The sequence below is a fragment of the Vibrio sp. NH-7 genome, assembly GCF_053643215.1.
Genome location: NZ_CM132187.1, coordinates 2,130,762 through 2,157,244 on the forward strand (window position 1 = coordinate 2,130,762; position 26,483 = coordinate 2,157,244).

Consider the following 26,483-nt stretch of genomic DNA (forward strand, 5'->3'; position numbering starts at 1 on the left):
TGGGGAATGAACTATCACTACCAAGTAACCACATTTCGAGCCAAGCAATTGCAAAAGCTTAGAAATGTCACCATGCATTCCCCTACTTTGATTCAAGTGCTGTCAGGGAGCAAAAGACTGTATTGGAAAGAAGATGCCGTCGCGCTCACCCATCAGCGTTTTTTACTTTGCCCAGCATCGAGCTCTCTCAGTTTCGAAAATATGCCTGAGAAAGGGCCGTTTTTATCGCGGGTATTTAGCTTCCATCACCTGCCAACAGAATCGATGATGCAACTGAGTTATGAACATCAAGGTTCCTCGGATTCTCCACTCTTAAAGCATAATAAGGCTTTGCTTGCTAGCTTAGATGCTCTAACCTCTTTCGACCTAAGCACCATGAGCAGTGAAACACAGATCTTATGGCTTATGCCGTTGTACCAGCAGTTAGCAGAAAAAGGGGCACTACAACTGCTCTTTCCTTCGCAAGAAGCATCGCTAAGTCATAAGTTGAGTCGCTATCTCGCCCTTTCACCTGGCGAAAGTCATCCACTAGAAGAGGTGGCGGATAAGTTTGCGATGAGCAGAGCCACGCTGATTCGTAAGCTAAAACAAGAAGGCTTACAGTATCGAGAGCTGCTAGCAGAAGTAAGACTCAACCATGCTCTTCACCTGATGCAATCCACACCGTGGAGCACACTCAACTTAGCGCAAATGTGTGGCTATCAATCCGAAGAGCGCTTTAGCCAACGCTTTAAGAACAAATTTGGAATTACACCAAAAGAATACATGAAAACCGTCACAGGTTAGGATGCTTTAGCGCTCGACGATCCTTTTCTTCCCGCTGTTTTTCCTTTGCCACTGGTTCGGCGTTTACGCTTGAACGCAGGCCGCTCAACCTTAGGTAGATGACGCAGTGATTGTGGAATCTCCCCCGATTTAACTTGAGACATCAAACCATCGATACGGGTTTGCAGTGCCTGCATAAAAGGACCATAGGCTTGATTTCGCTCAGCCATGCCTTGCAGTTGATGTTCCCAATGTGCCGTCATGTCTGGATACGTCGACTCAGACGGCAGCGCATGCACTAAACCTCGTCCTGCGGGGCTACTCAAAATGGATTTACCTTGGCGAGTCAAGAGCTGGCGCTTAAACAAGGTATCTAAGATGCCCGCGCGTGTCGCTTCTGTGCCAAGACCATCGGTTTCTTTAAGGATTTTCTTAAGTTCTTTGTCTTCGACAAAACGCGCAATCCCCGTCATAGCCTGAAGCAGCGTAGCTTCTGTAAAATGCTTAGGCGGCTCGGTTTTGCGGTCTTTGATTTCCCCTTCACGGCACGTAAGTATCGTTCCTTCGGCTAACGGGGGAACAGCATCGACACCAGAATCCTCCTCATCTTGCTTACCCATCAACGCTTTCCAACCTGCCGAAACAAATTGTCGACCTTTGGCGATGAATGTACCACCTGCAATATCGAACACCAGTTTTGCTTCTGCATAGACCGCCGCCGGATAAAACTGCATTAAATATTGGCGGGCAATCTGCTGATAGATTTTCATTTCATTGCCAGAGAGGGCGTTCACTGACGCTTTTTTAGGTGTAGGGATGATGGCGTGGTGAGCATCGACTTTTTTGTCGTTCCACGCTTTTGACTTGATACTGAGGTTAGCGCCGGAAACCGCACTCCCCAACTCTTTAGCATTGTTACTAATCGCATAACAAACGCTACTTGCTTGCCCATAGTGTTCCATAGGCAAATAACGACAGTCCGAACGAGGGTAAGTAATCAACTTATGTTTTTCATACAAAGACTGACATGTATCTAGAACTTGTTGTGCGCTCATCCCAAAACGCTTGGCGGCATCAATTTGTAGCGCTGAAAGTGAATAGGGTAATGGTGCCGACTGCTTGGTTTGCTTCTGTTCTGATTCCACCACCTTTGCAGGCTGATTCGCGATGCGCTGAGCAACATTCTCTACCAACTTACGGTTAAGAACTCTACCCTCTTCATCCTGCCAAGGCTGACACGCTTCACTTGGCTTCCAACGCGCACGAATATCAAATGCACTGCCCTCTCCTTGATAAGGAATAAGCGCATGTAAGGTGAAATAATCGCGAGGAACAAAATTTTCGATCTCTTCGTCTCGGCGTACAACTAAGCCCAACACTGGCGTTTGCACTCGCCCAACCGACAACACACCTTGATAGCCAGCCTTTTGGCCAAGCAGGGTATAAGCACGAGACATGTTCATGCCATACAGCCAATCCGCGCGAGAACGCGCCAACGCAGAAACAGACAAAGGAATAAAGTCACGATTACTGCGCATCTGACCGAGCGCTCGTTTAACCGCAGGTAAGTTTAAATCGCTAATCAACAAGCGCTGGGTCGACTCTTTTTTGGTCTTACTGACTTTGCAATACTCTAAGACTTCATCCACCAGCAACTGCCCTTCCCTATCAGGGTCTCCGGCGTGAATAATCTGATTGGACTCTTTTAGTAACTTACGCACAACCGTAAGCTGTTTACTCGCAGACTTTCTTGGTCGCAACTGCCACTGTTCTGGGACAATGGGTAAGTCGGCTAGATTCCATTTTTTGTAGCGTTCATCGTAGGCATCAGGCTCTACTTGTTCGAGCAAGTGGCCAATGCACCATGTCACAACATCCCCGTTCCCACAGCGAATAAAACCTTGATCGTTTTTTTTAGGGCCAGGTAACGCTGCGGCAATCGCTCGGCCAAGACTTGGCTTTTCAGCAATAAAGAGACGAGACATAAAAACACATCGAATAGATACAATAAGGGCCACATTTTGATAATGCGGCCCTTATAAATCAAGAAAAACTGTAAATTTAAACAGTATTATGCAGCATCAAAGAAGCGGATTACGCCTCTTCACCGCCTTCAGCGCGAGCAGCGGCTTCTTTGATGATTGGCTGTAGTTCGCCTTTTTGGAACATCTCGATGATGATGTCACAACCACCAATCAGCTCACCTTCAACCCAAAGCTGTGGGAAAGTAGGCCATTGTGCGTACGCTGGAAGCTCAGCACGGATATCAGGGTTTTGTAGGATATCTACGTAAGCGAACTTCTCGCCGCATGCCATCAGAGCTTGTGCCGCTTGAGAAGAGAAACCGCAGCTAGGTAGCTTAGGCGAGCCTTTCATGTAAAGAAGGATCGCGTTCTCTTCAATTTGCTGTTTGATTTTGTCGATAGTTTCCATTGCTTCCTCTTAATGGAGTTACTGCAAGTTATCCAGACATTCTAAACCATTGGTAGAGAATAAAAAGCCCAATCTACATGGGGTTTTAGACCATAATGAAATTTCATATAGAAATTGCCTAGCTAAGCTTTTAATAAGGCAAAAAATTGCTAAACTAGAGCGCAAGTCAGCACAATGACCGTGATCTATTTTTCTAACGATCACGAATAACAAATAACATTGGAAGCAATCGAAAGGGTCTTCACTCTTTCATATTAACGGAGAATCGAGCAATGGCATTTGAACTACCAGCTCTTCCTTACGCAAAAGACGCACTAGAACCACATATCTCAGCTGAGACTCTAGATTTTCACCACGGTAAGCACCACAACACTTACGTTGTTAAACTAAACGGTCTTATCCCTGGTACTGAGTTCGAAGGCAAATCACTAGAAGAGATCATCAAAACTTCTACTGGTGGCGTATTCAACAACGCAGCTCAAATCTGGAACCACACATTCTACTGGCACTGTCTAGCGCCTAACGCAGGTGGCGAACCAACAGGTGCTGTTGCAGATGCAATCAACGCAGCATTCGGTTCTTTCGAAGAGTTCAAAGCGAAGTTCACTGATTCTGCAATCAACAACTTTGGTTCTTCTTGGACTTGGCTTGTTAAGAAAGCAGACGGCTCTCTAGAGATCGTTAACACGTCTAACGCTGCAACGCCACTAACAGAAGAAGGTACGACTCCACTTCTAACTGTTGACCTATGGGAACACGCTTACTACATCGATTTCCGTAACGTTCGTCCAGACTACATGAATGCATTCTGGGCACTGGTTAACTGGGACTTCGTTGCTGAAAACCTAGCAAAATAATCCTTTCCCCTAGGATTTAAAATTTAGTCGCTTAAAAAGCCAGCACTTAGCTGGCTTTTTTCTTTTCTTAACAGCAATTTCGCTAAAGTTTCGCTGCCTATCGTCGCTATAAAAGCAATAGATGAGGGCATGTATGCAAATCCATACTTTAGACAAAGCGAGCATTATCAACGAGCTTCAGTTCGGCACGGGTATCAACCACGCCGTCCACGAAGGTCGCAGAGCTGACTTTGCCCTTATTTTGTCGATGTTTTCTGACGATGTGCGAGACAACACACCTGTCGAAAAAATAGAACAACCTGAACTGACAGAAAATGTCCTACGCCAACGCTTTGAGCTTCCCGAGCCTCAGCCACTGCGCTCCGATCAAAGCTCCTACGACATTTCGGCCACCCAAGCGAGCTTGTTCCATAGTGCGGGGTTACCCAGCGCCAAGCTCAGCCACTACCTCAAACCGGATGCGTTGACCTATCTACCTGAAGATACCCACGACCTACCAGAAGAGGTTTACCACAACCTTTCCGGCCATCAACGTCGACAATTGGGCGAAAAAGAGCCAAAACAACTCATGCCTGCTGATTTATACAATAAGTTGATCTCAGCGCAACGCAGTTTTCAGATTTCTGCACAAGCATAGTGCACCCCTTTCTTTATTAAGATCACAAACTTGCCTGCTCAGTTTGTTTGCTCGTTCACTAAACCAATCATTTAATGTGAATGACCGCAAAGAAACGCCGATTCCTATGTGAAGCAATGGATTAATTTGACGTCATTCACAACTTAATAACAGTTAATCAACCATGCTATTCAAACACATCTTATTGATTGGTTTCAGGGAGAAATACCAATGAATATTAATCGTTCTGTCGTTCTTGTAACGTCTGCAGGTTCCCAACTCGGTAGCACAATGGCTTGCCACTTTGCTTCACTTGGGGCTACGGTCGTACTTTGCGATAAAGAGACTCCCCAATTATCAGAAACTTATCAGCTTTGCTCGGACATCTCGAAAGACATCTACCAATTTTCGATTCCTGACCATTCAATGAATTCAATTCAGGCGTTATTTGATTTTATTGATCATCAAGTTCAGCGTTCTCCAGACGTGCTGATCAATGCGATCACAGTACAAGCGATGCCGAACATTTTTGATCAATCTGCTAGCGATGTGTTCACTCAACGCCTCTCTTTTATGGCCGCAACCCTGTTTACCTTTGGGCAAGCCACGGCAGAGAGAATGCGTGAAGAGAAGAAAAATGGCGTGATTGTCAATGTGATCTCTCACAATGACTACCAAGACTTGTCTGGGCTAGACAATGCAACGTCCATGGTGGCAGGATTTACCCAAAGCTGGGCGAAACAGTTGACGCCATTTAATATTCGCGTTGGTGGTGTGGTTCCAGCCGTTGAGCATGACTCAATGCATTGGGCCGAAATTCAAGATGAATTGATCCGCAATACTGAATACATTGTCTCTAACGACTACTTTAGCGGTCGAGTTATGGCAGCTTAGTTATTCTCGATAGCATCAAGGACACCATCACTCGCTTCTTCGATCAAATCTAACACCAACTCAAAACCTTGATCGCCTCCATAATAAGGGTCGGGAATCTCATCATAGTTTGACGCTGCATAGCTCAGAAACAGCTTGAGCTTATGTTGATGATGCTTAGGGCACTCTGCAATAAGATCGTCTAAATTTGCACGATCGGCTGCTAAAATCAGGTCAAAATCAGCAAAGTCTGCTGGTACAACTTTTCTGGACCGAATGCCTTTAAATGAGTAGCCTCGCTTTTCCCCAGCGGCTTTAGATCGTGGATCGGGCGGGTTTCCTTGGTGGTAACCGATAGTTCCAGCAGAATCGACCTCTACACTGACGCCGCGCGCCTTGGCCTTAGCTCGGAGAATCGCCTCCCCGGTTGGCGATCGGCAAATGTTGCCCATGCACACCACTAAAATTCTTTTCATTGCCCTCTCTCCATTTCGACCTTTGTCCTTAAGATTCGCAGGTGTTTGAGTCTGCTGTGATGCGCTATGATAGCCACAGAATGATGATTTAAAAAAGGATTTCCCATGACAGCAGAAAACAACAAAGACGCCCGTCACAAAGCAAGACAACAAAAAGTAAAAGAGAAAGTCGATGCTAAAGTCGCGGCAGCTCAAGAAGAAAAAGGACTACTTTTGGTGATCACGGGTAACGGCAAAGGAAAGTCGACGTCTGGTTTCGGCACCATTGCTCGCGCCGTAGGTCATGGACAAAAATGTGCCGTTGCCCAATTTATCAAAGGCACTTGGGATAACGGCGAGCGCAACTTGCTGGAAAAGTTAGGCGTAGAGTTTCAAGTCATGGCTACAGGATTCACATGGGAAACACAAAATAAAGCGGCAGATACAGAAGCAGCTCAGCTCGTCTGGCAAGAGTGTAAGCGTATGCTCAAAGATGAATCGATTAACGTCATTTTATTTGATGAGCTGACTTATATGTTGAGCTACGGCTACATCGAGCTGGATGAAGTGGTCGAAGCGTTGGAAAATCGCCCGAAAATGCAATCTGTCGTGATTACCGGTCGTGGTGCCCACCGCACACTGATTGAAATGGCCGACACAGTATCGGAAGTGAAAAACGTCAAACATGCCTTTGAGTCCGGAGTGAAAGCATTGAAAGGCGTTGATTGGTAATGTTATTGGCAGAAAACAACAGACAGTCAACCTCTTGAGTCCCTGGACAAATAAGCAACATACTCTTACCGACAGAACATAATTATTGACTCAATTGTGTAAAAACTCTCAGTTGAGTCATTTATGACTCAACTATAAATATTCATATACAACAAGACAGATAGGCGATCACACTCTGTCTCTATTTATCAATGACCAACACGGTTACGCTAATCACTTATCGTTTCCATGATGTAATAAGGTCTCTTGATGATTCAGTTGTCTATTTCTAAAAAGATGCTGCTACCCATGCTGGTCATTCTCACCAGTGTCGTAGCTAGCTCCACCGTTTCCTATTTACAAAGTAGCAAGCAAGCTTTTCTAAATGCCCAGCTAAACAATGTTGTGCAGCCATCGATTGATAGTTTGCAAGATGCTTATCGGGACTTATACCAAGTGATGGTTGCGGCTAATGGTATCGCTCAAGCACAAACCCAAGCAGAAGTTAAATACCACCAAAATGAGTTCGCCGACAACGCATATCGGGCAGAACCAAGAATGGCTAAGCTTAAAACCCTATTTGAACACAATATATTACCCGCTCAACAGCTTTCAGAGCTTAATACCCTGTTAAGTGCTACACGTTCTTGGGTGAGTTTGTATGAGCCAATGATTGATCAACCCGAACTGGCCGCTCGTTACTATGAGAGCAATGCAGCCGAGTTCAGTCGCCAGTTTAAGATTATTCGTAAGCAGCTAAAAATCATTAGTCACTCGATTGATGAGCAACAGTTACGACTAAAACAGCGAGTCGAAGAATCTATCGTAACGAATGAACGCGTGGTGATTGTCTCTATGATTGTCACGCTGCTAACCGTACTGATCACTATATGGACAACAATGAGGTTTATTGTTCACCCTATCAATCGTATCGAAGCTGCAATGGCAGACATTGCTCAGGGGGAAGGTGACTTATCACGGAGACTAGACGTAATAAGTCGTGATGAACTTGGTTCATTAGCCGAGTCATTCAATGTATTTGTCGCTAAAATTCAACAGACTGTAACCCATGTAATGGGATCTTCTGCCAAGGTGAAGCACGCTGCGAATGGTTTAAAACAAGCGACAACGAATACAACTGAGTTTAGCCAATCTCAGCATAGAGAAAGTGAGGTGGTCGCAACCGCGGTGAATGAAATGCAAGCAACAAGTCATAATGTGAGCCAACATGCGAATGAGGCAGCTCAGTTTAGCCATCAAGCCAGTAGTGAAACGGAAAACATCCACCTTACGATAGAGCAAGCACTTGATTCAATTAGCGAACTGTCCGAGCAAATTAGCCAAGCAAGTGAGGTGGTTAACTTACTGAATGTGGATGTGAGCCATATTGCTTCCGTACTTGATGTCATTCGTGATATTGCGGATCAAACCAACTTACTGGCTTTAAATGCGGCAATTGAAGCGGCACGTGCAGGTGAGCAAGGTCGAGGCTTTGCTGTAGTGGCTGACGAAGTACGTTCATTAGCCGGACGCACTCAACAAAGTACCGGTGAGATCCAAACCATGATAGAAAGGCTACAGTCAGGCGCGACAAGTGCTGTAGGGGCGATGCAGTCGAGCCAAACCAGTAGTCAAAAAACAATTGCTATCGCGAACTCGGCTTCCCAATCCTTAAACGTGATTCGAGATTCAATCGAGAAAATCAACCAAATGAATACTGAGATCGCTGCTGCTGCAACTCAGCAATCTGCGGTCAGTGAAGAAATAAATCAAAACATTCAGCAAATCGCGTCCAATAACAGAGAAATGGTTCAGATGCTCAATCATGCAGATGAGCTTTGCGGACAACTGGGCACCGAAAGTGATGAACTCAACAGGCAGGTTGACGAGTTTAAAGTGTAAACATAAAAAAAGGTCACAGTGGTGACCTTTTTCTCATGCACATCAAGACAAATGGAAGTGTCAGATCTAATCTGAACTGACACTTATGAAATAACCTTGATACGGGTACACGTTAGTTGAACAGCCCCTTGATCAAACTGTTCACCGCGTCTTTGGTCTTCTCATCTTTGATTTTGTCGGTGAGTTTTTCAACGCCGCGGTCAATCTCTTTCTCCGCTTTCTGCTTTAAGACATCATCAAATACCAGCTTATATTTCGGCTCAGACCACTTGCCCGAAATATTAATCGGGATGGTAATGTCTCTGAGCTCGTCAATGTCTTTACCGCCTTGACCTTCCAATGAGCCAACAATCGACGTGCTGACGGTAAAATCAACCGTTTGCTGGATGTAGTTGGCTTCACCGTTACCGCGAATACGAAGAAGTGGCGAGTGCATGGTCAAATCATTGGTCGAAACATTACCCTTATTCAGCTTCAAGGTTGCTTTCATGGCACTGAAGTCGGTTTTTTGCACGCCTTCCTTATCATCGAACTTTTCGCCTTTGATTTTGGCGTAATTCTCACGAATCAATTGAGCGACGTTGATACCATTGACCGCACCATCGGCAAAGTCGATGACCATCGTTCCAACTAGGTTACTTTGAATCCCTGTTGGCGTGAGACTTTCGCCCTTGAGATCCACCGTAATATTGCCCGTACCTTCAAGCATGTCATTGTCAGCCACGTCTTTAAGTAGCGGCTGAACTTTAACGCCCTTGATCCGTTTTTCCACGGTGTACGTCGCAGGGCTCTTACGTGCATCTAGCTTTGCTTTAGCAGTAATCGAGCCTTGATAAAGGTTAGAGCTGAATGAGGTTAGCTCCGCGATACCACGGTTAACCGAGAAGCTCGCTTTAACATTTTGTAGGTGAGCATTGTTTGCCTTGAATTTATCAATCGTCATGTCACCTTTTACATCTAAGGTCTTCAATGCAGATAAATCCGGCTCAACCTCTTCTGCTGGCGTGGCTGGCTTTGAATCACCTGAACCAGAACTTGGGGCTTGCTCCTTATCTTGTGAGGCTTGGCCCAAACCAAGAAATTCATCCAAATCGATATTTGGACTGTGTAACGCGAAACGAACTTTAGGAATCTCTGCTAACGTCACGTCCGCTTTACCATCAAACACCAAGGCATTCGCCGTCAGCGATTCGAGCACAAAACTCAAGTGACTCTTATTGAGATCAAAGGTTAAGTCTGAAGCCATGGCGACTTTCATTGGTGATTGCGGCAGCGCATCCCCTTCAAAGCTGGCATCCAAACTCATTTTATCGAGCACGACTTTGCTGATCGCTTCATCGACCGTTAATGTGGCTGCGCCAGTCATATCAATGCTGAGATCCGCCGCTTTGCCTTTAACTTCGTAACTCAACGAGTTAGCAGCATCAAATTCAAAGGTGTCTAGTGACAGTTTGATCGTGTCCATTTTCGTCGTGGCGTCACTAAAGCTGCTCTCTAACTTAATATTGCGCAGTGCGTATTTGGCAAAGCCCTTTGCAAGCTGGAATTCAGCATGGCCACTGGCGGCAAACTTTTGCTGATTCGTCTCACCTTTCGCGCCAAAGTCGGCTTTTACCCATTCATCAAACGCGAACTCAGATAAGCTGAGATTAACATCGTAAAGCTTGGTAAAACTCCCCGCCTGTAGGTCTTGAATTTCAACGCCAGCATTAGAGATGGTGACACCCGCTAATTGAATCGACCAATCAGACGTTGCTGACGCCGTTTCCGTGGCGCTTGGCTCTGTCGTTGAAGGGGCTTCTTGAGTAGATGATTCTGCCGTTTGTGCTTGAGTTGACTGAGCCTTCGTCAACGCATCAATGTTTTTACGACCATCTTTGAGTGTTTCTAGCGATACCTGCGCACCATCCAGAACAACATTGCCAATTTCGAGTTGCTTGTTGAATAGCGGCGTAACTGAAACATCAATAACCACGCTATCAACTTTAAACATATTGAGTTTGCTAAAGCCTTGTGGGTTTCTTAGCTCTGTTTGGCCTAACTCTAGACCAATCGATGGGAAAAATTGCCAGCTAATGTCCCCGTCAATGACCAACTCTAAACCCGTTTGAGTCTTTGCCTGCTCAATAATCATCGGTTTAAATTGATTTGGGTTCACCAGTAACACGAGAGCGAGAATCGCCCCCAAGATAGCAATGATGGGGATGGCAACAAAAAGGAACAGTTTCTTCATTCGCATTATCCTTGCTGTGTGAATTGATCCTGCTGTCCAGGACACAATCCCAAGTATAAATGATCACTTCGTCGTTCTAAGGACCATAAAAAGAAAGTGGCACCTAAAGTGCCACTTATCTCATAAAAAATAAAGTCTTCGTGATTGCTTAAGCACGCAGTAGTTTGGCGATGTGCGCTTTCAATACGTCGATCGCGATACGGTTCTTACCGCCACGTGGAACAATAATGTCTGCATATTGTTTTGATGGTTCAATGAACTGCATAAACATTGGACGTACTGTTTCTTGATACTGCTTAAGTACAGAGTCCATTGTACGACCACGCTCTTCAACATCGCGCTTAACACGGCGAAGCAAGCAAATGTCTAGTGGTGTGTCCATAAATACGGTTGCGTGCATTAAGTCACGTAGACGAGGGTCAGTTAACAGAAGAATACCTTCAAGAATGATCACCTTCTTTGGTGTCATGGTTGTCGTATTGTCAGTACGAGTGTGCTCAGTGTAGCTGTACTCAGGAACTTCAACCGCTTCACCTTTTACCAAGCTCTCTAGATGTTCGCAAAGCAAGTCATGATCGAGTGCGCTCGGGTGGTCGTAGTTCGTTTTAACACGCTCCTCCATGCTCAATTTGCTTTGATCGTTGTAGTAGCAATCTTCCGTAATCACACCAATTTGATGATCGCCCACTTTTGCACGCAGTTCGTTGTAAATAGTGCTAGCGATTAAACTTTTTCCAGAAGCAGACGCGCCAGCAATACCGACGATGACGCATTGATTATTATCAGACATTATTCTTGCACCCGATGAATGTTGATTGGTGTCATAAGCTAATACTAGCAGTGCTCGCTACTGTGAGCGCTGTGTACTAGGACAATTTTAGGTAAACCGCCTGATTATAGGGAGTTCGGTCTGCAGTTACTAGTTGTGATTCGGCTCAATTTAGGAATTGGAATAAAAACGCCCAACGCAAACGATTACAAAGAATAAGAACAAAAAAGAGCGCTCAAAAAGCGCTCTTTTCTACGGCATTCACCCTTACTCAACCATGGTAAATTGAATGGATTCAGGCTTGGGCGTGCCGTGCCAAAACATTCGAGAACACACGGACTCGGCCAAGGTTAAGTAACAGATTGCATGCTCTGAGTCTGGTCTTGCAACCACGGTTGGTTTGCCGTTGTCGATATCTTCACGCACATGGATATGCAACGGAACTTGAGCGAGCAGATCGAGGCCGTACTCATTTGACATTTTCTCTGCCCCGCCCGCACCAAAGATGTGCTCTTTCTCACCACAGTGGCTGCAGATGTGGTAACTCATGTTCTCGACCAAGCCAATCACTGGAACGTCAACTTTATTGAACATGGCTGCGCCTTTGCGCGCATCTGCCAATGCTAAATCTTGCGGAGTCGTCACAATCACCGCCCCTGTAACAGGAACCTGCTGCGCAAGTGTTAATTGAATATCACCAGTGCCTGGTGGCATGTCTATGACAAGGTAATCTAAATCAGGCCATTCGGTTTCATTAAGCAATTGAGCCAAGGCTTTTGCTGCCATCGGGCCACGCCAAATAGCCGCTTCATCTTTGGAAACAAGGTAACCAATCGAATGAGTGTAGATACCGTGGCACGCTATCGGCTGCATCCATTTATTGTCTCTCACTTCAGGGGTTGCGTTCATCTGCCCTAGCATCATCGGCACTGACGGTCCGTAGATATCGGCATCGAGCAAGCCAACCTTGGCGCCAGAGCGCGCGATGGCCAACGCAAGGTTCACGGACGTCGTTGATTTCCCTACGCCTCCCTTTGCCGAAGTCACCGCGATAATGTTTTTTACCCCTTTAACTTCTGCGGCAACATTGGTTTGCAACGCTTTTGGTGAAACCTCAATGTCGCAATGAAAAGCAGCAACTTCCCCTTTTGCTTGCTGAGACGAAATCCACTCAGCCAGATCTTTATCTAACTGGTTGGCAGCAAAAGGCAGTTGAATCTTAAAGCCATGGCTCGCTACCGAGACAATATTGGGTGTTGATGCCCATTCAGGCGCTAGGCTTGAATGCTCAAATTGGTTTAACCAATCACAGAAATCTTGCTTTGAAGTGAACTGACGCATAGGTCCTCCTTATGCATCCAATCGTAACACTCCACCAGCCGATACTGAACCCTGAAAAAACTAAGGTATTCCGGTCTTTGATGCCTTGGAGTCACTGGTGGGATAAGGTAGTATTACTCTCTATTTTTTATACATCATTAGAAGCGATTATTAAGTATGGCAAACGATCCAAGAAAACTGCTGGTAACTTGTGCCCTTCCGTACGCTAATGGTTCGATTCACCTAGGTCATATGCTTGAGCACATTCAAGCTGACATTTGGGTTCGCTACCAACGCCTACGTGGCAACACTGTAAACTTCATCTGTGCTGACGATGCTCACGGCACACCAATCATGCTAAAAGCACAACAGATGGGAATTACGCCAGAAGAGATGATCGCTGCAGTAAGTGAAGAACACCAAAAAGACTTCGCTGGCTTCGATATTAGCTTCGACAACTACCACAGCACGCACTCAGAAGAGAACCGTGAGCTAGCTTCTCACATCTATCTAGAGCTTAAGAAAAATGGCTTCATCTCAAGCCGTACGATTTCTCAGCTATTTGACCCTGAAAAAGAGATGTTCCTACCGGATCGTTTCGTAAAAGGTACCTGTCCTAAGTGTAAGTCTGAAGACCAATACGGCGACAACTGTGATAACTGTGGTGAGACGTACAGCCCGACTGAACTGATTGATCCGAAATCAGCAGTTTCTGGCGCGACGCCAGTAATGAAAGATTCTGAGCACTTCTTCTTCGACCTGCCTCAGTTTGAAAGCATGCTAAAAGAGTGGACTCGCTCTGGCTCGCTTCAAGCAGAAACAGCAAACAAGATGCAAGAGTGGTTTGAGTCTGGTTTACAACAGTGGGATATCTCTCGTGACGCGCCTTACTTCGGTTTCGAGATCCCAGGTGAAAAAGACAAGTTCTTCTACGTGTGGCTAGATGCCCCTATCGGCTACATGGGTTCATTCAAAAACCTATGTGACAAGCGTGATGACCTAGATTTCGATGAGTACTGGAAAAAAGACAGCACAACTGAGCTTTACCACTTTATCGGTAAAGACATTGTTTACTTCCACTCTCTATTCTGGCCTGCAATGCTAGAAGGTAGCGGTTTCCGTAAGCCTGATAACGTATTCGTACACGGCTACGTAACGGTGAACGGCGCGAAGATGTCTAAATCAAAAGGCACCTTCATCAAAGCGGCTACTTACCTAGATCACCTAGACCCAGAGTGTCTGCGTTACTACTACGCTGCTAAGCTAAACAGCCGTATCGATGACCTAGACCTTAACCTTGAAGACTTCACTCAGCGCGTAAACGCTGACGTAGTAAACAAGATTGTTAACCTAGCATCACGTAACGCTGGCTTCATCACTAAACGCTTTGAAGGCAAGCTATCAGCTAACTTCGCAGAGCCAGAGTTGTACAAAGAGTTCGCAGACGCGGCTGACCGCATCGCAGAGCTTTACGAGACTCGTGAGTTTGGTCGTGCAATCCGTGAAATCACAGCCCTAGCAGACAAAGCAAACCAATACGTTGATGAGAAAGCACCGTGGGTTGTGGCGAAAGAAGAAGGTAAAGACCAAGATCTGCAAGACATCTGTTCTGTTGGTATCAACCTATTCCGCGTGCTGATGACTTACCTAAAACCAGTGATGCCGGAACTTGCTGCACGCACTGAAGCTTTCCTTAACGAAGAACTCACTTGGGAAGGTATTGCTGCTCCGCTGACTGGTCATGAGATCACTAAGTTCAAAGCGCTATTCAACCGCATCGATCCTAAGAAGGTTGAAGCAATGGTTGAAGCGTCTAAAGAAGACGCAGCAGCAGAAGTTGCAGCAAAAGAAGCGGCAGAAGCAGCAAAGAACAAAGCAAGCCAAACTGAGCTGGACAAAGATCCTATCGCAGAAGAGATTGAGTTTGATGCTTTCGCAGCCGTTGATATGCGTATCGCGCGCATCATCTCGTGTGAAGAAGTACCAAAAGCAAACAAGCTGCTTAAGTTCCAATTAGACATCGGCGGTGAAACTCGTCAGGTGTTCTCTGGCATCAAGTCAGCGTACAAACCTGAAGAGCTAGAAGGCAAGCTAACCGTAATGGTAGCGAACCTAAAACCTCGTAAGATGAAATTTGGTATGTCTGAAGGCATGATCCTAGCCGCTGGCCCAGGTGGCAGTGACCTATGGATTCTTGAGCCGCACGAAGGCGCACAGCCAGGCATGCGTGTGATGTAATCACAAACCAACCAATTGAAAGCCCTGCTCTTTAAGTGGGGCTTTTTTTTACTCCCTACAACGGTGCTCTCTGCACCATCACAGTTCAATCACCCTCTCAAATAAAAACATAAACCACTGAATAATAACAAGTAAATTTATGGCACCAAATCTGCTCTACCACTTAATAGGTAAACCATTACAAGGAGTTGGTTATGCTTGTTGTCTATTCACTGATTGTTTCATTGGCCGTTTTAGCGGCACTTTTCCACTTTTCTCGTCAGCGCCACAGCGGTCTAGAACGTAAGTTCGACACACTAGTTTTACTTAGACAGCTGATGCAGCTGTGCCGAAAGCACAGATCCTTGACTCATCAAGCCCTTTCGAACCAACAAACACAAGCCGTGAAGGCGCAATTGGATGGTGTTTGCGACGCTATGCTCGATTATTCCAACCAATTGATTGCCAATGCGCCGTTTGAAAACAAGCCCATGTATCGCATTCTCCAACTGAAGCTAAAGTCGCTATATAAAGATTGGGATCAACGAAGCGTTGCTCGTAACCAAGTGATTCATGGCAAAACCATTCGCCATTGCATGTTTTTAATGGACGAGATAGCCATCGCTTGGTTGATTGAGTCCGGACGCGAAGACGTCAGCGATGAGTACCATATGAATTGGCAGCAAGTACTTGATAGCATGGAAGTGCTCACTCAGCTAAGAATCTCGATTCAAGACAGGAGCTACCCAGAAGGAGAACTGCGCGTGAAATACTACTGCGACAAAACCAAGCGCAAGCTCAACCAGCTCTCCTTGGTGAGTCCGCTATCGGTTGCGTCTCCGACAAGCTCCAAAGCCATGCATATTCTCACTGAAATCCACGCCAGTGACACAATTACCGCAAGCAATGATGACCTGTACCAATTAACGACGGATATCTCATTAATCATCTCGCAGGTATATGATCAAATGCTATCGGAGATGACTGAAAGCCTCTATCAGCCACTGCCTAAGATCACGCTCGCTTAATCTCTACGACTTTAGGGCTCAGGCCAATCTCGGCTTGAGCCCAATTTCTCGCTATCCACCATGACACAACTTTGCTAAAGTCCTCCCCGACAAAACCTGGTCAACTCGACCTCATAGACATAAGAGCACCCACTGTGACTAACAACGAAATCCTGCGCCGTATCCAACATTCATTGAATCTCAAACCTGCACAAATCGTAAAGGCGTTTGAGCAAGTGGATTCACCTATCGCACCTAACCAAGTCAATGACTGGTTAAAAGCTGACTCTGATAAGTCGGCAACGAAAATGAAAGATAAAGAACTGGCGCTATTTCTAAACGGATTTATCAACCTAAAGCGTGGGAAAAAAGAAGGCGAACAACCTAAGCCTGAACAAAAGCTAACCAACAACATGATTTTTATGAAGTTGCGTATCGCGCTTAACATGAAAGCGGAAGATGTACTAGACGTACTGGAGTTAATGGGCGTGAGCTTAAGCAAATATGAGGTTGGTGCTTACTTCCGCAAACCGAACAATAAGAATTACAAAGCGTGTGACGATCAACTGCTGTGCGATTTCTTACACGGCGTGCAGTTTACCAACCGCCCAGATTCAGAAGAGTTTGTTGCGTAACTGACCGCTGAATTTGAATACTAAAAAACCTCAATCTGACTGCCCATGATTGAGGTTTTTTCTATTGGGTAGCGTTAACTCGCGCGAGCCTTATAGCATTTTACGAGCCGCTTCTACAACCACTTTGATTGAGCGTGCTTCAGTCTCTTTTAGCGTTGAGTGATCTGGGATCTCTTTCTGCGTACGGTTGATAATAACGCCCGCGACACAACCTGCTTTCAGACCAGAGCTTGCACACATAGTAAGCAGCGTTGCTGACTCCATTTCAAAGTTCAGTACGCCCATGTCTTGCCATTCTTGCATCGAACCTTGGAAACGCTTAACAACGCGGCCAGAGAAAGTGTCGTAACGCTCTTGACCTGGGTAGAAGGTATCGCTTGAAGCAGTAACACCCATATGCACTGTTGCGCCAGACTCCTCAACCGCGGCTTTCATCGCTGTAGCAACTTCAAAATCTGCTACTGCTGGGAACTCCATTGGAGCGAAATGCAAGCTCGCGCCATCTAGACGAACAGAACCCGTTGATACGATCATATCACCCACGTTTACGTGAGGCTGAATCGCGCCAGTTGTACCAACACGTAGGAAAGTACGAACACCAAGTTGAGCTAGCTCTTCAACTGCGATAGATGTAGAAGGACCGCCGATACCGGTTGAACAAACGACAACTGGCTTGCCTTCAAGCTCAGCTCGGTAAAGCGTGTATTCACGGTGACTTGCTAGAAAAACAGGGTTCTCCATTTCTTCAGCAATTTTTTGAACACGCGCAGGATCACCAGGAATAATCGCTAATGTTGCACCAGCAAGATCTTCTTGGGTAACACCTAGGTGGAATACAGCTTGAGACATAGGGGGCTCCTTATTGAGGTGAAATCCGTTCTTTCTTCGAACACCGGTTTCACTCTATAAATTCATCGGGTACAGGAATACTCTAACCAACTCCTCAAAAATAAAGAGTGATGCAACTCACAACTACATGAGTAACAAATTATGACATTGCAAGCAAAACCGGTTTGCATCACACTTTTTAGCAAATTGGCGACGTAAGTTGCATAAAAAATAACCCTCTCATCAAATGGGAGGGTTATTGTGCAGATGAATGAAACGTGGATGACTATGCGTCTTGGCTCGATTTAAATTTAAGCAACCTTAACGCATTGAGTGTCACGATCGCCGTCGCGCCACTATCAGCCAACACAGCCACCCAAAGTCCTGTAATACCAAGCAAACTGGTGATAAGAAACACACCTTTAAGACCCAAGGCTAACGCAACGTTTTGTCGAATATTGTTAAGTGTTGCACGCGAGAGTTCAATCATCGCTGCCAACTCCAATAAACGGTTATGGGTGATCGCAGCGTCTGCTGTTTCCAATGCCACATCGGTGCCTCCGCCCATCGCAATACCAATACTGGCGGCTTTCATTGCGGGCGCATCATTGATGCCATCCCCCACCATCGCCACGTTGGCATTGGCCGAGAGCTGCTCAACATAAGTCACTTTATCTTGCGGCAGCAGGCTTGCTTTGTAGTCAATATCGATCATTGAACTGATCGCTGAGGCACTTCTAGGGTTATCGCCCGTCAACATGACGGCGTTAATACCTAACGCCTTGAGAGCTTTGACCGCCTGAGCTGAATCATCACGCAGCGTATCTTGCCAAGCGATAAGCCCAATCACTTGGCTCTCTCCAGCAGTCGCAACAACCACAGTCTTACCTTGCGCTTCCAATTGACCAATCAGGTTGTCAATATCAGGGTCAAGTGTCATCGTCAGCTTACTTGGCGCAATCACTTGGTAAAGAATCCCCTCGATATAACCTTGAACGCCACTTCCTACCAGCGCTTGCTTACTTTGTGCTTCTACAATATCAATTCCGAGAGAATCCGCTTTGCGTACCACGGACTTTGCAAGAGGATGGCTTGACCCAACTTCAATCGCCGCCACTTTTCCGAGAAGTTGTTGTTCGCTCCAGCCGTTTAGAGGCAATATGTCAGTCACCTCTGGTTGCCCCTTGGTCAAGGTTCCAGTCTTATCAAACGCTACCGTTTCTATTTTGCCCAACTGTTCAAGTGCTGCGCCACCTTTGATCAGCGCCCCTCGACGAGCCGCCGCCGCGAGACCAGATGTAATGGCTGCAGGCGTCGATATCACTAAGGCACAAGGACATGCAATCAGAAGCAGCGCCAGCCCGCGATACACCCATGTTTCCCAAGGCTGAGCAAACAACAAAGGTGGCGTAATAATGACAAGTAGCGCCACCACCATCATTAATGGTGTGTACCAGCGGCTAAATTTATCAAGGAAGCGCTCTAGTGGTGCTTTGCGAGATTCGGCTTCTTCAATAAGGTGCAGAATTCGATCAATAGCGTTTTCGCCCTGCTTAGAGGTGATAGCAAAACGTACCACCCGATCAACCACCACCGCGCCAGCCATGACTGACTGACCTTCAAAACGCTCAACGGGTAGTGATTCTCCGGTAAGTGCGCTCTCATCAAAGCTCGCCACTTCACCCAATAACTGACCGTCAGCGGGCAAACGTCCACCGGGCGAAACCTCGATAATATCACCGGGTTGCAGCTCACTGGCCGAGACTTCCACTCGTTGGCCGTCAATAATCTGAATCGCGTTTTCCGGCACCAATTCCATCAAAGACTGAACGCCGCTTCGTGCCCTAGACGCAGCAAACGCTTCTAAACGTTCGCCAATTAAAAACAGCAGCAAAACCATGGCAGCTTCAACGGTTTCACCAAGATACAATGCGCCAAGAGCGGCAACACTCATGAGTGTTTCTATCGCGAAAGGCGTGCCCGATTTCGCCAATGACACGGCCTTTTTAGCAATAGGATAGAGACCCGCCAAGCAGGTAAGCACGAATAACCACTCACTTACTTGAGGCAAAGTAGGCTTGATAAGCGCAGCAACCAACATCGCGATGGCGATACTTAGGATTTGACCATTGCCATCGATAAGTTTGGCTAACCCCTGCTTTTTCGCTGCTTCGGGTTTGGTTGGGCTCGAGAATGAAAAGCCCGCGTCTTGGATGGCGTTCTCCACGTGTTGGGCAACGTTTTGGTGATTGGTTTTCACCACCAGTTTCTCGGTGGCAAATAACACTTTTGCTTCGACAATGCCTTCAATCTTGCTAACTGCAGTTTCGATTTTTCGCGCACAAGATGGGCAATCCATCCCATTCACTTTCCAGCTGTGAGTATAGGTAGCCTCTATCGAAGCACCGGACTCACTTTCTTCATCAGACGGATCGCCACCGCTACTGCAAGTATTGGAGCCACAACAGTCTGATTCGGTTTGTGGCACTCCTGCCATCTGTATACTGACAATTTTCGGGCTAGAACAAGAACCCACTTGTGAAGGATTGACCGCAATTTTGCTAGAGCGGCAGGCGTTATGTTTGGTGCACATAATTGTATCTCCCTTTTCTATATACCTTCATCTTAAACCTTAGAGTCGACTCCAAGGTCAAATACTTTTTACGAATTGGAGAGAACGAAAAAAGGCGCACTAGGCGCCTTTCATATCGCTAGGCACGCCTCGCTATACAGGGTGCTTAAAACAGTCATCAATGTTTTTGCCAATCGCTCGAAGCACATCTCGACGAGTAATAATGCCGACAAGCTTCCCATTATCGATTACTGGATAGACCTTAGGCTTACCGACTGTCATCATTTCCGCTAATTCAATGATGGATGTATCAGACGTCACCGACAGCACTTCCGAATGCATACAGTCAGATACAATGTGAGTATCTTGGCAGTAGTAAGACACCTTGATCAGTTTATCGAGTAGGTCTTGTCCTGATAAAAAGCCGATGACTTCTTTTTTATCATTAATCACCGGACCGCCTAGGTAACGAGAGTCGAGTACCTTTTCTAAAGCGGCACTCAATGACATATCAGGGGAAAACGTCACTGCTTGCAGTGTCATGTAGTCTTTTACTTTTAATGATTCCATTTATGTCTCCTTAACGTGCAAGCTACGCTGCTGATACTGTAATTGTTGTCTAATTTCTTGATTTTACTAAATGGAAATCACCAATTTTTACAATTGCTATTACCTATCAACTTTTTAGTGACTCATTTTTCTTCTCGGTTTCTCGTTGTGTAAACCAACTGCTTACAAGGGAAACAGCAAAAGGAACGCAGTAAGTTAGAATCACTTTAAACCAGTTCAGGCTTAATCCTGAGACCATTGCGTCCCCTTGATTGATAAGGTTGAGCAGAGTCCCTACCACCACAGCAATAATTATTGACCTTTTAATCACTTGAGCACTCACAAATACAACCTCCGTATGATCACGATGTACTCTAAACTGTCTAAACTATAGGTAGGATTGAGAAAACCAGTAAAGGCGGGCTGAGTGAATTCTACTTTTTCAAAGGCGATTGCCACGAATCCAAGCATGATCAATTCGGTGTTTGAGTCGTTGCCCGAACCTACTTTTCTGATCAATAAATCAGGGATTTATGTCGAGGCGTGGGGCGGCAGAGATACAAAACGCCATCACAATCCAGACGCGCTGGTAGGTCTTACGCAATACCAAGTACTTCCGGCAGACAAAGCGGTATGGTTTAGCCAGGTGATCGTAGACGTCGTAGAAAGCCAAAAACCCGCGGAACTTGAATATTCGCTCGATCCCAAAGATTTGTCTTGTTTCGACGGTGTCGAAGGGCCGACCGATGTTCAGCACTTTAGTGCGCTCGTGATCCCGCTACCCAATACCGAGCTGGTGCTTTGGACAGTAAGAAACATCACTGAGTACAAGCGCGCACTCGATACATTGGCTCGCCAACAGCTTGAACTTGAAAAGCTCACCTACATGGATCATTTGACCCAACTGTACAATCGATACGCACTCGATGTGCTATTGCCTGATGCCATTGAATTAACTCACCTACGCCAGACACATTCCGCCATTCTGATGATAGATATCGATTGCTTTAAGCAGTACAACGACCACTATGGTCACATACAAGGCGATCGCGCGTTAATCGCCATCGGCCAAGCGATTCAAGGTTGGGCAGGTTCCAATGATCTCTGTTTTCGCTACGGAGGGGATGAATTTCTTGTCTATCTATCAGGACTCAGCCAAGACGACTCCCTCATGCGGGCTAAAATGCTCAGGCAGTCAATTTTGGATTTGAGCATTCCCCACGAGGCATCAACTGTCGCAAATCACCTGACCATCACCATTGGCATCAAGTTCAATCAGGCAACCGACACCCATACCACCGCAGAAAAGATTGTAGCATTGGCCGATAAAGCGCTGTTTCATGCAAAAAATCAGCAGCGCGGCACCATCCACCAGCTTACGTGAAATCAAAAAAGCCCTCCACGAAGGGAGGGCTCATCAAAGGCATGGTCAGTTTATTTTTTTTCTGTCCAACGCTCGGCGGCTTTGGCATCTGAATCGCGAGACTCAACCCAGCGTATCGCGTCGGTTGTCCGCTCTTTCTTCCAAAACGGAGCCTTGGTCTTCAAATAATCCATAACAAACTCACACGCTTCGAAAGCAGCGCCACGATGGGCACTAGACACGCCAACAAATACAATTTGATCGCCGATATCCAAATCCCCAACGCGATGAATCACACGCATGTTCAAGATTGGCCAGCGCTGCTCTGCTTGATCACAAATATCACCCAGCGCCTTTTCGGTCATTCCTGGGTAGTGCTCTAACGATAAGCCAGTGACATTATCACCCAAATTCATATCGCGAACTTTACCCGTAAAAGTGACAACCGCACCAGCTGAAGTGCCTTGCGCAAGCGCGTCATATTCGGCGCCGACAGAAAAATCTGCCGTTTGAACAGAAATACGCTTATCCATGTTAGCCACCCGTGACTGGAGGGAAAAAGGCGACTTCGTCTCCTTCGGTTAACGAGTGATCAAGCGGCACAATAGATTGGTTTACCGCAGCAAGCAGCTTGCCAGGCTCAAGAGCAAGATCCCACTTGCCTTCTTGTGTCGCAAGATGAGCACGCAGCGCTTCTACTGTCTCAAACTGGCTCTCCACTTCGAGTTCATTCACGCCTACGAGTTCACGAGTCTGTGCGAAGAAAAGTACTTTAATCATGCATCCACCTTAAAGTGTCCTGACTTTCCACCTGTTTTTTCGAGCAAACGAACCTGACCGATCACCATGTCTTTTTGCACCGCTTTACACATGTCGTAAATAGTCAGCGCCGCAACCGAAGCCGCAGTGAGCGCTTCCATCTCAACACCCGTTTTGCCGGCAAGCTTACACACAGATTCAATTCGAACCATGTTTTCAGCTTCAATCGCCTCAAGTTGTACTTCAACTTTAGAAAGCAGCAATGGGTGGCAAAGCGGAATCAGATCCCATGTTTTCTTCGCCGCCTGAATACCGGCAATTCTAGCCGTCGCGAACACGTCCCCTTTATGGTGAGAGCCAGAAACAATCAACTGCAATGTCTCAGGAGCCATGTGGACAAAGGCTTCAGCGCGCGCTTCGCGAACGGTTTCTGCTTTCGCTGACACGTCGACCATATTGGCTTCGCCCGACGCATTGATGTGCGTAAATTCGCTCATACTGTCCCTCACTTATACCGATAGGTGAGGCATAAAGTTACATGGACGATGGCTTGCATCCAGCTGCTGCTTGATGATCTTCGTCCAGCCCGTGCGACAAGCGCCCGTTGACCCTGGCATAGCAAAAATCACCGTATGGTTAGCAAATCCAGCAATCGCGCGTGACTGAATCGTCGAGGTACCGATCTCTTCGTATGACACCATACGGAACAACTCACCAAATCCTTCCACTTCTTTGTCGAACAGTGGTTTCAGCGCTTCTGGCGTGCTATCACGCGAGGTAAAGCCTGTACCACCTGTAATCATAATGGCTTGAACATTATCGTCAGCGATCCATTGAGAAACAATCGCGCGGATTTTGTACATATCATCGATGACGATCTGCTTGTCCACAACGTTGTGACCTGCTTCTTTCGCGTGTTCAACAAGATAGCCGCCCGAGGTATCATTTTCTTCGGTACGTGTGTCAGATACCGTCAATACGGCAATGTTTGCTGGTTGAAATTTGCTCTCTGCGTGACCCATTGTTCACCTACCTGTAGTCAATTTGTTCTGATTTGGCCAAGTACAACGCTTAACCAAGATAAAGATAATAACGTGTTGTCAGTGATTAGCCGCCGATAGACGCAAGATGTGGCGTCATACCGGAGTTTCCATCGTGCAGGAAGTGACTGACGGATTTTGTTTGTAACTGTTCTTGGATGCGTTGAATCAACGCATCTTCTTGTGAGTCTTGCTGAAGAAGGTCGCGTAACTCAACGCCATGATCGCCAAACAAACATAAATGCAGCTTACCCTTAGCGGAGACCCGAAGTCGGTTGCAACTCTCACAAAAGTCTTTTTCGTAAGGCATGATCAAGCCAATCTCACCTTGATAATCTGGGTGGACAAACACTTGAGCGGGACCATCGTTGTTCGCACGAACCTTCAGAAGCCAACCGTTCGCAATCAGTTGATTACGAATCGCTACGCCAGAAACGTGGTGCTTGTGGAACAGTTCATCCATCTCCCCGGTCTGCATCAATTCAATAAAACGCAGTTGAATTGGACGATGTTTGATCCAGTTGAGAAAGGCGGGCAGCTCATTGGCGTTGAGATCTTTCATCAACACGACATTGACTTTGACTTGTTCGTACCCGACTTCAAACGCGCGATCAATCCCCGACATCACCTCAGAGAATTTATTCTCACCCGTAATTTGATAGAACATGCGAGGATCTAAGCTGTCAACGCTGACATTAATGTGCGTCAGCCCAGCTTGCTTCCAGTCAGCGACCTGCTTTTCCATCCGATAGCCGTTTGTCGTCGTCGCGACTTTGGTGATACCGGGTGTTTCAGACACCGTATGGATAATATCGTTGAAGTCTTTACGCAGGCTTGGCTCACCACCAGTGATGCGGACTTTTGACGTACCACAATCGGCAAACGCGCGAACGACGCGCTTAATCTCAGGTACGGATAAAAAAGACGAGTTTTTCTGCCCCGATGGTTTATAACCATCAGGCAAGCAATATGTGCATTTAAAGTTACAAACGTCAGTAACGGAAAGACGCAAGTAATAAAACTTGCGATGAAATTTATCTTCGAATTGTTGCGCCACGGAACACCTTTCCAAACACGGGAGGCAACGTCATTTCCAACCTTGCCCTTGTGACAACTTGTCACTGGCTCTACACGCTTATTTATTTACAAACTTAGCCCGCAGAGCTCGGAGTTATGGCAACTGGTTCGCGTAATATGTACACCACCAGCAGCTGTCGAGTAAAATACTTAATATTCGTGCGTGTTTCTACCCTAGAGGTCAAAAAAACATGCACGTAACTCAAAATACCTCGTTTTGAGTATCTCCTATTAATACAATATTCTAAATTGTAGTTGGTTATAAAAAAATAAGACGAAAATAATGACTTTGTATTCAAGCAAAAAAGTGGTGGCGATCGGCGGTGGGCATGGCCTTGGTCGTATTCTTGCGGCTTTAAAAGACTTCGGCGAGAACGCAACGGGAATCGTTGCAACCACAGACAACGGCGGCTCTACTGGCCGAATCCGCAGCTGCCAAGGCGGCATTGCATGGGGCGATACGCGTAACTGCATTAATCAGTTGATTACCGATCCTTCCATCAGTTCAATGATGTTTGAATACCGTTTCAAAGGCTCTGGTGAACTTGACGGCCACAATTTGGGTAACCTCATGCTCACCGCATTAGACAACTTATCAGTACGTCCTCTGGATGCCACAAACCTAATCCGCAACATGCTCAAAGTGGATGTAAATATCATTCCGATGTCTGAACATCCTTCAGATTTAAAAGCGCTATCGACTGAGGGACACTGGGTGACTGGCGAAACCAGTGTTGATGAGATGCCTGAGAAATTGGTTAGGCTTGATTTGGAGCCAGAAGTCCCTGCGACAAAAGAAGGCGTGATCGCCATTGAGCAAGCGGATGCCATTATTCTCGGTCCGGGCAGTTTTTTGACCAGTATTATGCCGCCATTGCTCCTGTCAGAAGTTGGTCGCGCGATCGCCAACAACAAGAAAGCGAAGCTCATATTCGTTGAGAACTTATCGCCTGAGTTCGGGCCCGCCGGTAAAATGAGTTTGCGTGAAAAACTGGAATGGTGCGAGCGAGCCTGCCAAGGCCGGCAGATAGACGTGGTGCTAGGCGAAGAAGCGCACCCTGAACTAAAAGAGTGGAACTGTGTGACCACACCGCTCGCTTCACCCAATCGGGACTGGCGCCATGACCGAGACAAACTGCATGACGCCATTGATGCCTTACTGAGAAACTAAACGCTGATAGTGCGATTCGGTTTCACTCAGTAGATCAATCATTTTGTCTCGGCTGCTGTTTGGGTCAAACGATTGACCAGCTTTTGCCATAGAATCTAACTCTATGGCATAAGCACAAAGCACCTCAGCCCCAAAGCTCGCAGCACTACTTTTGAGTGCATGACTGATCTCTTTTAGATAAGACACCACATCCAAGCTCGAATCATCAGTCAGCTTACTTTTGTACTGAGCCAGCTCACCTAAGAATATATCAAGGAGAATGGGGACATTGTCCGCGCCAATCTCGCTGGCCAAACGCTCAATTTTCTCTTTGTTTAATACATCCATGATA

Annotated in this window: 27 protein-coding genes and 1 riboswitch; of the genes, 11 read left to right on the forward strand and 16 right to left on the reverse strand. The window is 46.4% G+C overall.

Annotated features, from left to right (window positions below; translation table 11 throughout):
• Nucleotides 1-6 precede the first annotated feature (6 nt).
• Complete coding sequence (locus ACUALS_RS09735) at nt 7-786, forward strand: helix-turn-helix transcriptional regulator (RefSeq protein WP_454448275.1); 780 nt, start codon at nt 7-9, stop codon at nt 784-786.
• On the opposite strand, the gene ACUALS_RS09740 is transcribed toward ACUALS_RS09735, so the two are convergent.
• Nucleotides 783-2,750 (reverse strand): DNA topoisomerase III, encoded by a 1,968-nt coding sequence (locus ACUALS_RS09740; RefSeq protein ID WP_454448276.1) that lies wholly within the window; start codon nt 2,748-2,750, stop codon nt 783-785. The genes ACUALS_RS09735 and ACUALS_RS09740 overlap by 4 nt on opposite strands.
• A 109-nt stretch (nt 2,751-2,859) precedes the next feature.
• The gene (locus ACUALS_RS09745; protein WP_005473328.1) at nt 2,860-3,198 is read right to left on the reverse strand and encodes a Grx4 family monothiol glutaredoxin; all 339 of its coding nucleotides are present in this window, start codon (nt 3,196-3,198) and stop codon (nt 2,860-2,862) included.
• A 272-nt stretch (nt 3,199-3,470) separates the two neighbouring features.
• On the opposite strand from ACUALS_RS09745, the gene sodB reads away from it, so the two are divergent.
• The 3 genes from sodB (at nt 3,471) to ACUALS_RS09760 (ending at nt 5,565) form a co-directional block, all read left to right on the forward strand.
• Complete coding sequence (gene sodB / locus ACUALS_RS09750; protein ID WP_004748456.1) at nt 3,471-4,055, forward strand: superoxide dismutase [Fe]; 585 nt, start codon at nt 3,471-3,473, stop codon at nt 4,053-4,055.
• A 133-nt stretch (nt 4,056-4,188) separates the two neighbouring features.
• A complete protein-coding gene (locus ACUALS_RS09755; protein WP_038213469.1) occupies nt 4,189-4,692 on the forward strand; it encodes a VC2046/SO_2500 family protein in 504 nt (167 codons plus the stop codon).
• A gap of 210 nt (nt 4,693-4,902) precedes the next feature.
• A complete protein-coding gene (locus ACUALS_RS09760) occupies nt 4,903-5,565 on the forward strand; it encodes an SDR family oxidoreductase (protein ID WP_005473351.1) in 663 nt (220 codons plus the stop codon).
• Here ACUALS_RS09760 and ACUALS_RS09765 read toward each other — a convergent pair.
• Nucleotides 5,562-6,020, reverse strand: a complete 459-nt coding sequence (locus ACUALS_RS09765) for a low molecular weight protein-tyrosine-phosphatase (protein WP_454448277.1) — start codon at nt 6,018-6,020, stop codon at nt 5,562-5,564. The two genes, ACUALS_RS09760 and ACUALS_RS09765, sit on opposite strands and share 4 nt — an antisense overlap.
• Nucleotides 6,021-6,125: 105 nt before the next feature.
• Between ACUALS_RS09765 and cobO the strand changes: the two genes are divergently transcribed.
• Both cobO and ACUALS_RS09775 read left to right on the forward strand, forming a co-directional pair.
• Nucleotides 6,126-6,731, forward strand: coding sequence for a cob(I)yrinic acid a,c-diamide adenosyltransferase (gene cobO / locus ACUALS_RS09770; protein ID WP_454448278.1), 606 nt, complete (start codon nt 6,126-6,128; stop codon nt 6,729-6,731).
• A 249-nt stretch (nt 6,732-6,980) separates the two neighbouring features.
• Complete coding sequence (locus tag ACUALS_RS09775) at nt 6,981-8,612, forward strand: methyl-accepting chemotaxis protein (protein WP_454448279.1); 1,632 nt, start codon at nt 6,981-6,983, stop codon at nt 8,610-8,612.
• A 112-nt stretch (nt 8,613-8,724) separates the two neighbouring features.
• Here ACUALS_RS09775 and ACUALS_RS09780 read toward each other — a convergent pair whose 3' ends face one another.
• From ACUALS_RS09780 to apbC, 3 genes are all read right to left on the reverse strand, one after another.
• Nucleotides 8,725-10,845 (reverse strand): AsmA family protein, encoded by a 2,121-nt coding sequence (locus ACUALS_RS09780; RefSeq protein ID WP_454448280.1) that lies wholly within the window; start codon nt 10,843-10,845, stop codon nt 8,725-8,727.
• 148 nt (nt 10,846-10,993) lie between these two features.
• The gene (gene udk, locus ACUALS_RS09785; RefSeq protein ID WP_005473367.1) at nt 10,994-11,635 is read right to left on the reverse strand and encodes a uridine kinase; all 642 of its coding nucleotides are present in this window, start codon (nt 11,633-11,635) and stop codon (nt 10,994-10,996) included.
• Between the two features lie 246 nt (nt 11,636-11,881).
• Nucleotides 11,882-12,955 carry an iron-sulfur cluster carrier protein ApbC gene (apbC, locus tag ACUALS_RS09790; protein WP_038213452.1) on the reverse strand — a complete coding sequence of 358 codons (1,074 nt, stop codon included), beginning with the start codon at nt 12,953-12,955 and terminating at the stop codon, nt 11,882-11,884.
• 156 nt (nt 12,956-13,111) lie between these two features.
• Between apbC and metG the strand changes: the two genes are divergently transcribed.
• The 3 genes from metG (at nt 13,112) to ACUALS_RS09805 (ending at nt 16,793) form a co-directional block, all read left to right on the forward strand.
• A complete protein-coding gene (gene metG, locus ACUALS_RS09795) occupies nt 13,112-15,172 on the forward strand; it encodes a methionine--tRNA ligase (RefSeq protein ID WP_334475498.1) in 2,061 nt (686 codons plus the stop codon).
• Nucleotides 15,173-15,366: 194 nt separating this feature from the next.
• Nucleotides 15,367-16,179: a hypothetical protein gene (locus ACUALS_RS09800; RefSeq protein ID WP_039627600.1), complete on the forward strand. Its 813-nt coding sequence runs from the start codon at nt 15,367-15,369 to the stop codon at nt 16,177-16,179.
• Between the two features lie 134 nt (nt 16,180-16,313).
• Entirely contained in the window at nt 16,314-16,793 is a 480-nt protein-coding gene (locus ACUALS_RS09805) for a YehS family protein (protein WP_038193337.1), read from the forward strand.
• Between the two features lie 90 nt (nt 16,794-16,883).
• On the opposite strand, the gene udp is transcribed toward ACUALS_RS09805, so the two are convergent.
• The 4 genes from udp to ACUALS_RS09825 all read right to left on the reverse strand — a co-directional run bounded on the left by udp (nt 16,884) and on the right by ACUALS_RS09825 (nt 21,001).
• Entirely contained in the window at nt 16,884-17,642 is a 759-nt protein-coding gene (gene udp / locus ACUALS_RS09810; RefSeq protein WP_005473409.1) for a uridine phosphorylase, read from the reverse strand.
• A gap of 265 nt (nt 17,643-17,907) precedes the next feature.
• Nucleotides 17,908-20,214, reverse strand: coding sequence for a zinc/cadmium/mercury/lead-transporting ATPase (locus ACUALS_RS09815; RefSeq protein ID WP_454448281.1), 2,307 nt, complete (start codon nt 20,212-20,214; stop codon nt 17,908-17,910).
• 132 nt (nt 20,215-20,346) lie between these two features.
• Nucleotides 20,347-20,763: a CBS domain-containing protein gene (locus ACUALS_RS09820; protein ID WP_005473424.1), complete on the reverse strand. Its 417-nt coding sequence runs from the start codon at nt 20,761-20,763 to the stop codon at nt 20,347-20,349.
• Between the two features lie 106 nt (nt 20,764-20,869).
• Nucleotides 20,870-21,001, reverse strand: a complete 132-nt coding sequence (locus ACUALS_RS09825; RefSeq protein ID WP_454449246.1) for a nitrate/nitrite transporter NrtS — start codon at nt 20,999-21,001, stop codon at nt 20,870-20,872.
• A gap of 168 nt (nt 21,002-21,169) precedes the next feature.
• Here ACUALS_RS09825 and ACUALS_RS09830 point away from each other — a divergent pair, with 168 nt between their 5' ends.
• Nucleotides 21,170-22,126: a diguanylate cyclase domain-containing protein gene (locus ACUALS_RS09830; protein ID WP_454448282.1), complete on the forward strand. Its 957-nt coding sequence runs from the start codon at nt 21,170-21,172 to the stop codon at nt 22,124-22,126.
• A gap of 50 nt (nt 22,127-22,176) precedes the next feature.
• Here the strand turns inward: ACUALS_RS09830 and moaE are convergent, their stop codons facing one another.
• The 5 genes from moaE to moaA all read right to left on the reverse strand — a co-directional run bounded on the left by moaE (nt 22,177) and on the right by moaA (nt 24,961).
• Nucleotides 22,177-22,638: a molybdopterin synthase catalytic subunit MoaE gene (gene moaE, locus ACUALS_RS09835; protein WP_454448283.1), complete on the reverse strand. Its 462-nt coding sequence runs from the start codon at nt 22,636-22,638 to the stop codon at nt 22,177-22,179.
• Nucleotide 22,639: 1 nt separating this feature from the next.
• On the reverse strand, nt 22,640-22,885 hold the full coding sequence (moaD, locus tag ACUALS_RS09840; protein ID WP_454448284.1) for a molybdopterin synthase sulfur carrier subunit: 246 nt from the start codon (nt 22,883-22,885) through the stop codon (nt 22,640-22,642).
• A complete protein-coding gene (moaC, locus tag ACUALS_RS09845) occupies nt 22,882-23,361 on the reverse strand; it encodes a cyclic pyranopterin monophosphate synthase MoaC (RefSeq protein WP_005473427.1) in 480 nt (159 codons plus the stop codon). The genes moaD and moaC overlap by 4 nt, the downstream gene beginning before the upstream one ends.
• Nucleotides 23,362-23,373: 12 nt before the next feature.
• Complete coding sequence (gene moaB / locus ACUALS_RS09850; protein ID WP_454448285.1) at nt 23,374-23,886, reverse strand: molybdenum cofactor biosynthesis protein B; 513 nt, start codon at nt 23,884-23,886, stop codon at nt 23,374-23,376.
• A gap of 85 nt (nt 23,887-23,971) precedes the next feature.
• Entirely contained in the window at nt 23,972-24,961 is a 990-nt protein-coding gene (moaA, locus tag ACUALS_RS09855) for a GTP 3',8-cyclase MoaA (protein ID WP_038213434.1), read from the reverse strand.
• A riboswitch (molybdenum cofactor riboswitch) is annotated at nt 24,950-25,087 on the reverse strand. It overlaps the preceding gene by 12 nt.
• A gap of 177 nt (nt 25,088-25,264) precedes the next feature.
• On the opposite strand from moaA, the gene ACUALS_RS09860 reads away from it, so the two are divergent.
• Entirely contained in the window at nt 25,265-26,152 is an 888-nt protein-coding gene (locus ACUALS_RS09860) for a YvcK family protein (protein WP_454448286.1), read from the forward strand.
• Here ACUALS_RS09860 and luxU read toward each other — a convergent pair.
• The gene (gene luxU / locus ACUALS_RS09865) at nt 26,138-26,482 is read right to left on the reverse strand and encodes a quorum-sensing phosphorelay protein LuxU (protein WP_179944672.1); all 345 of its coding nucleotides are present in this window, start codon (nt 26,480-26,482) and stop codon (nt 26,138-26,140) included. The two genes, ACUALS_RS09860 and luxU, sit on opposite strands and share 15 nt — an antisense overlap.
• Nucleotide 26,483: the final 1 nt, after the last annotated feature.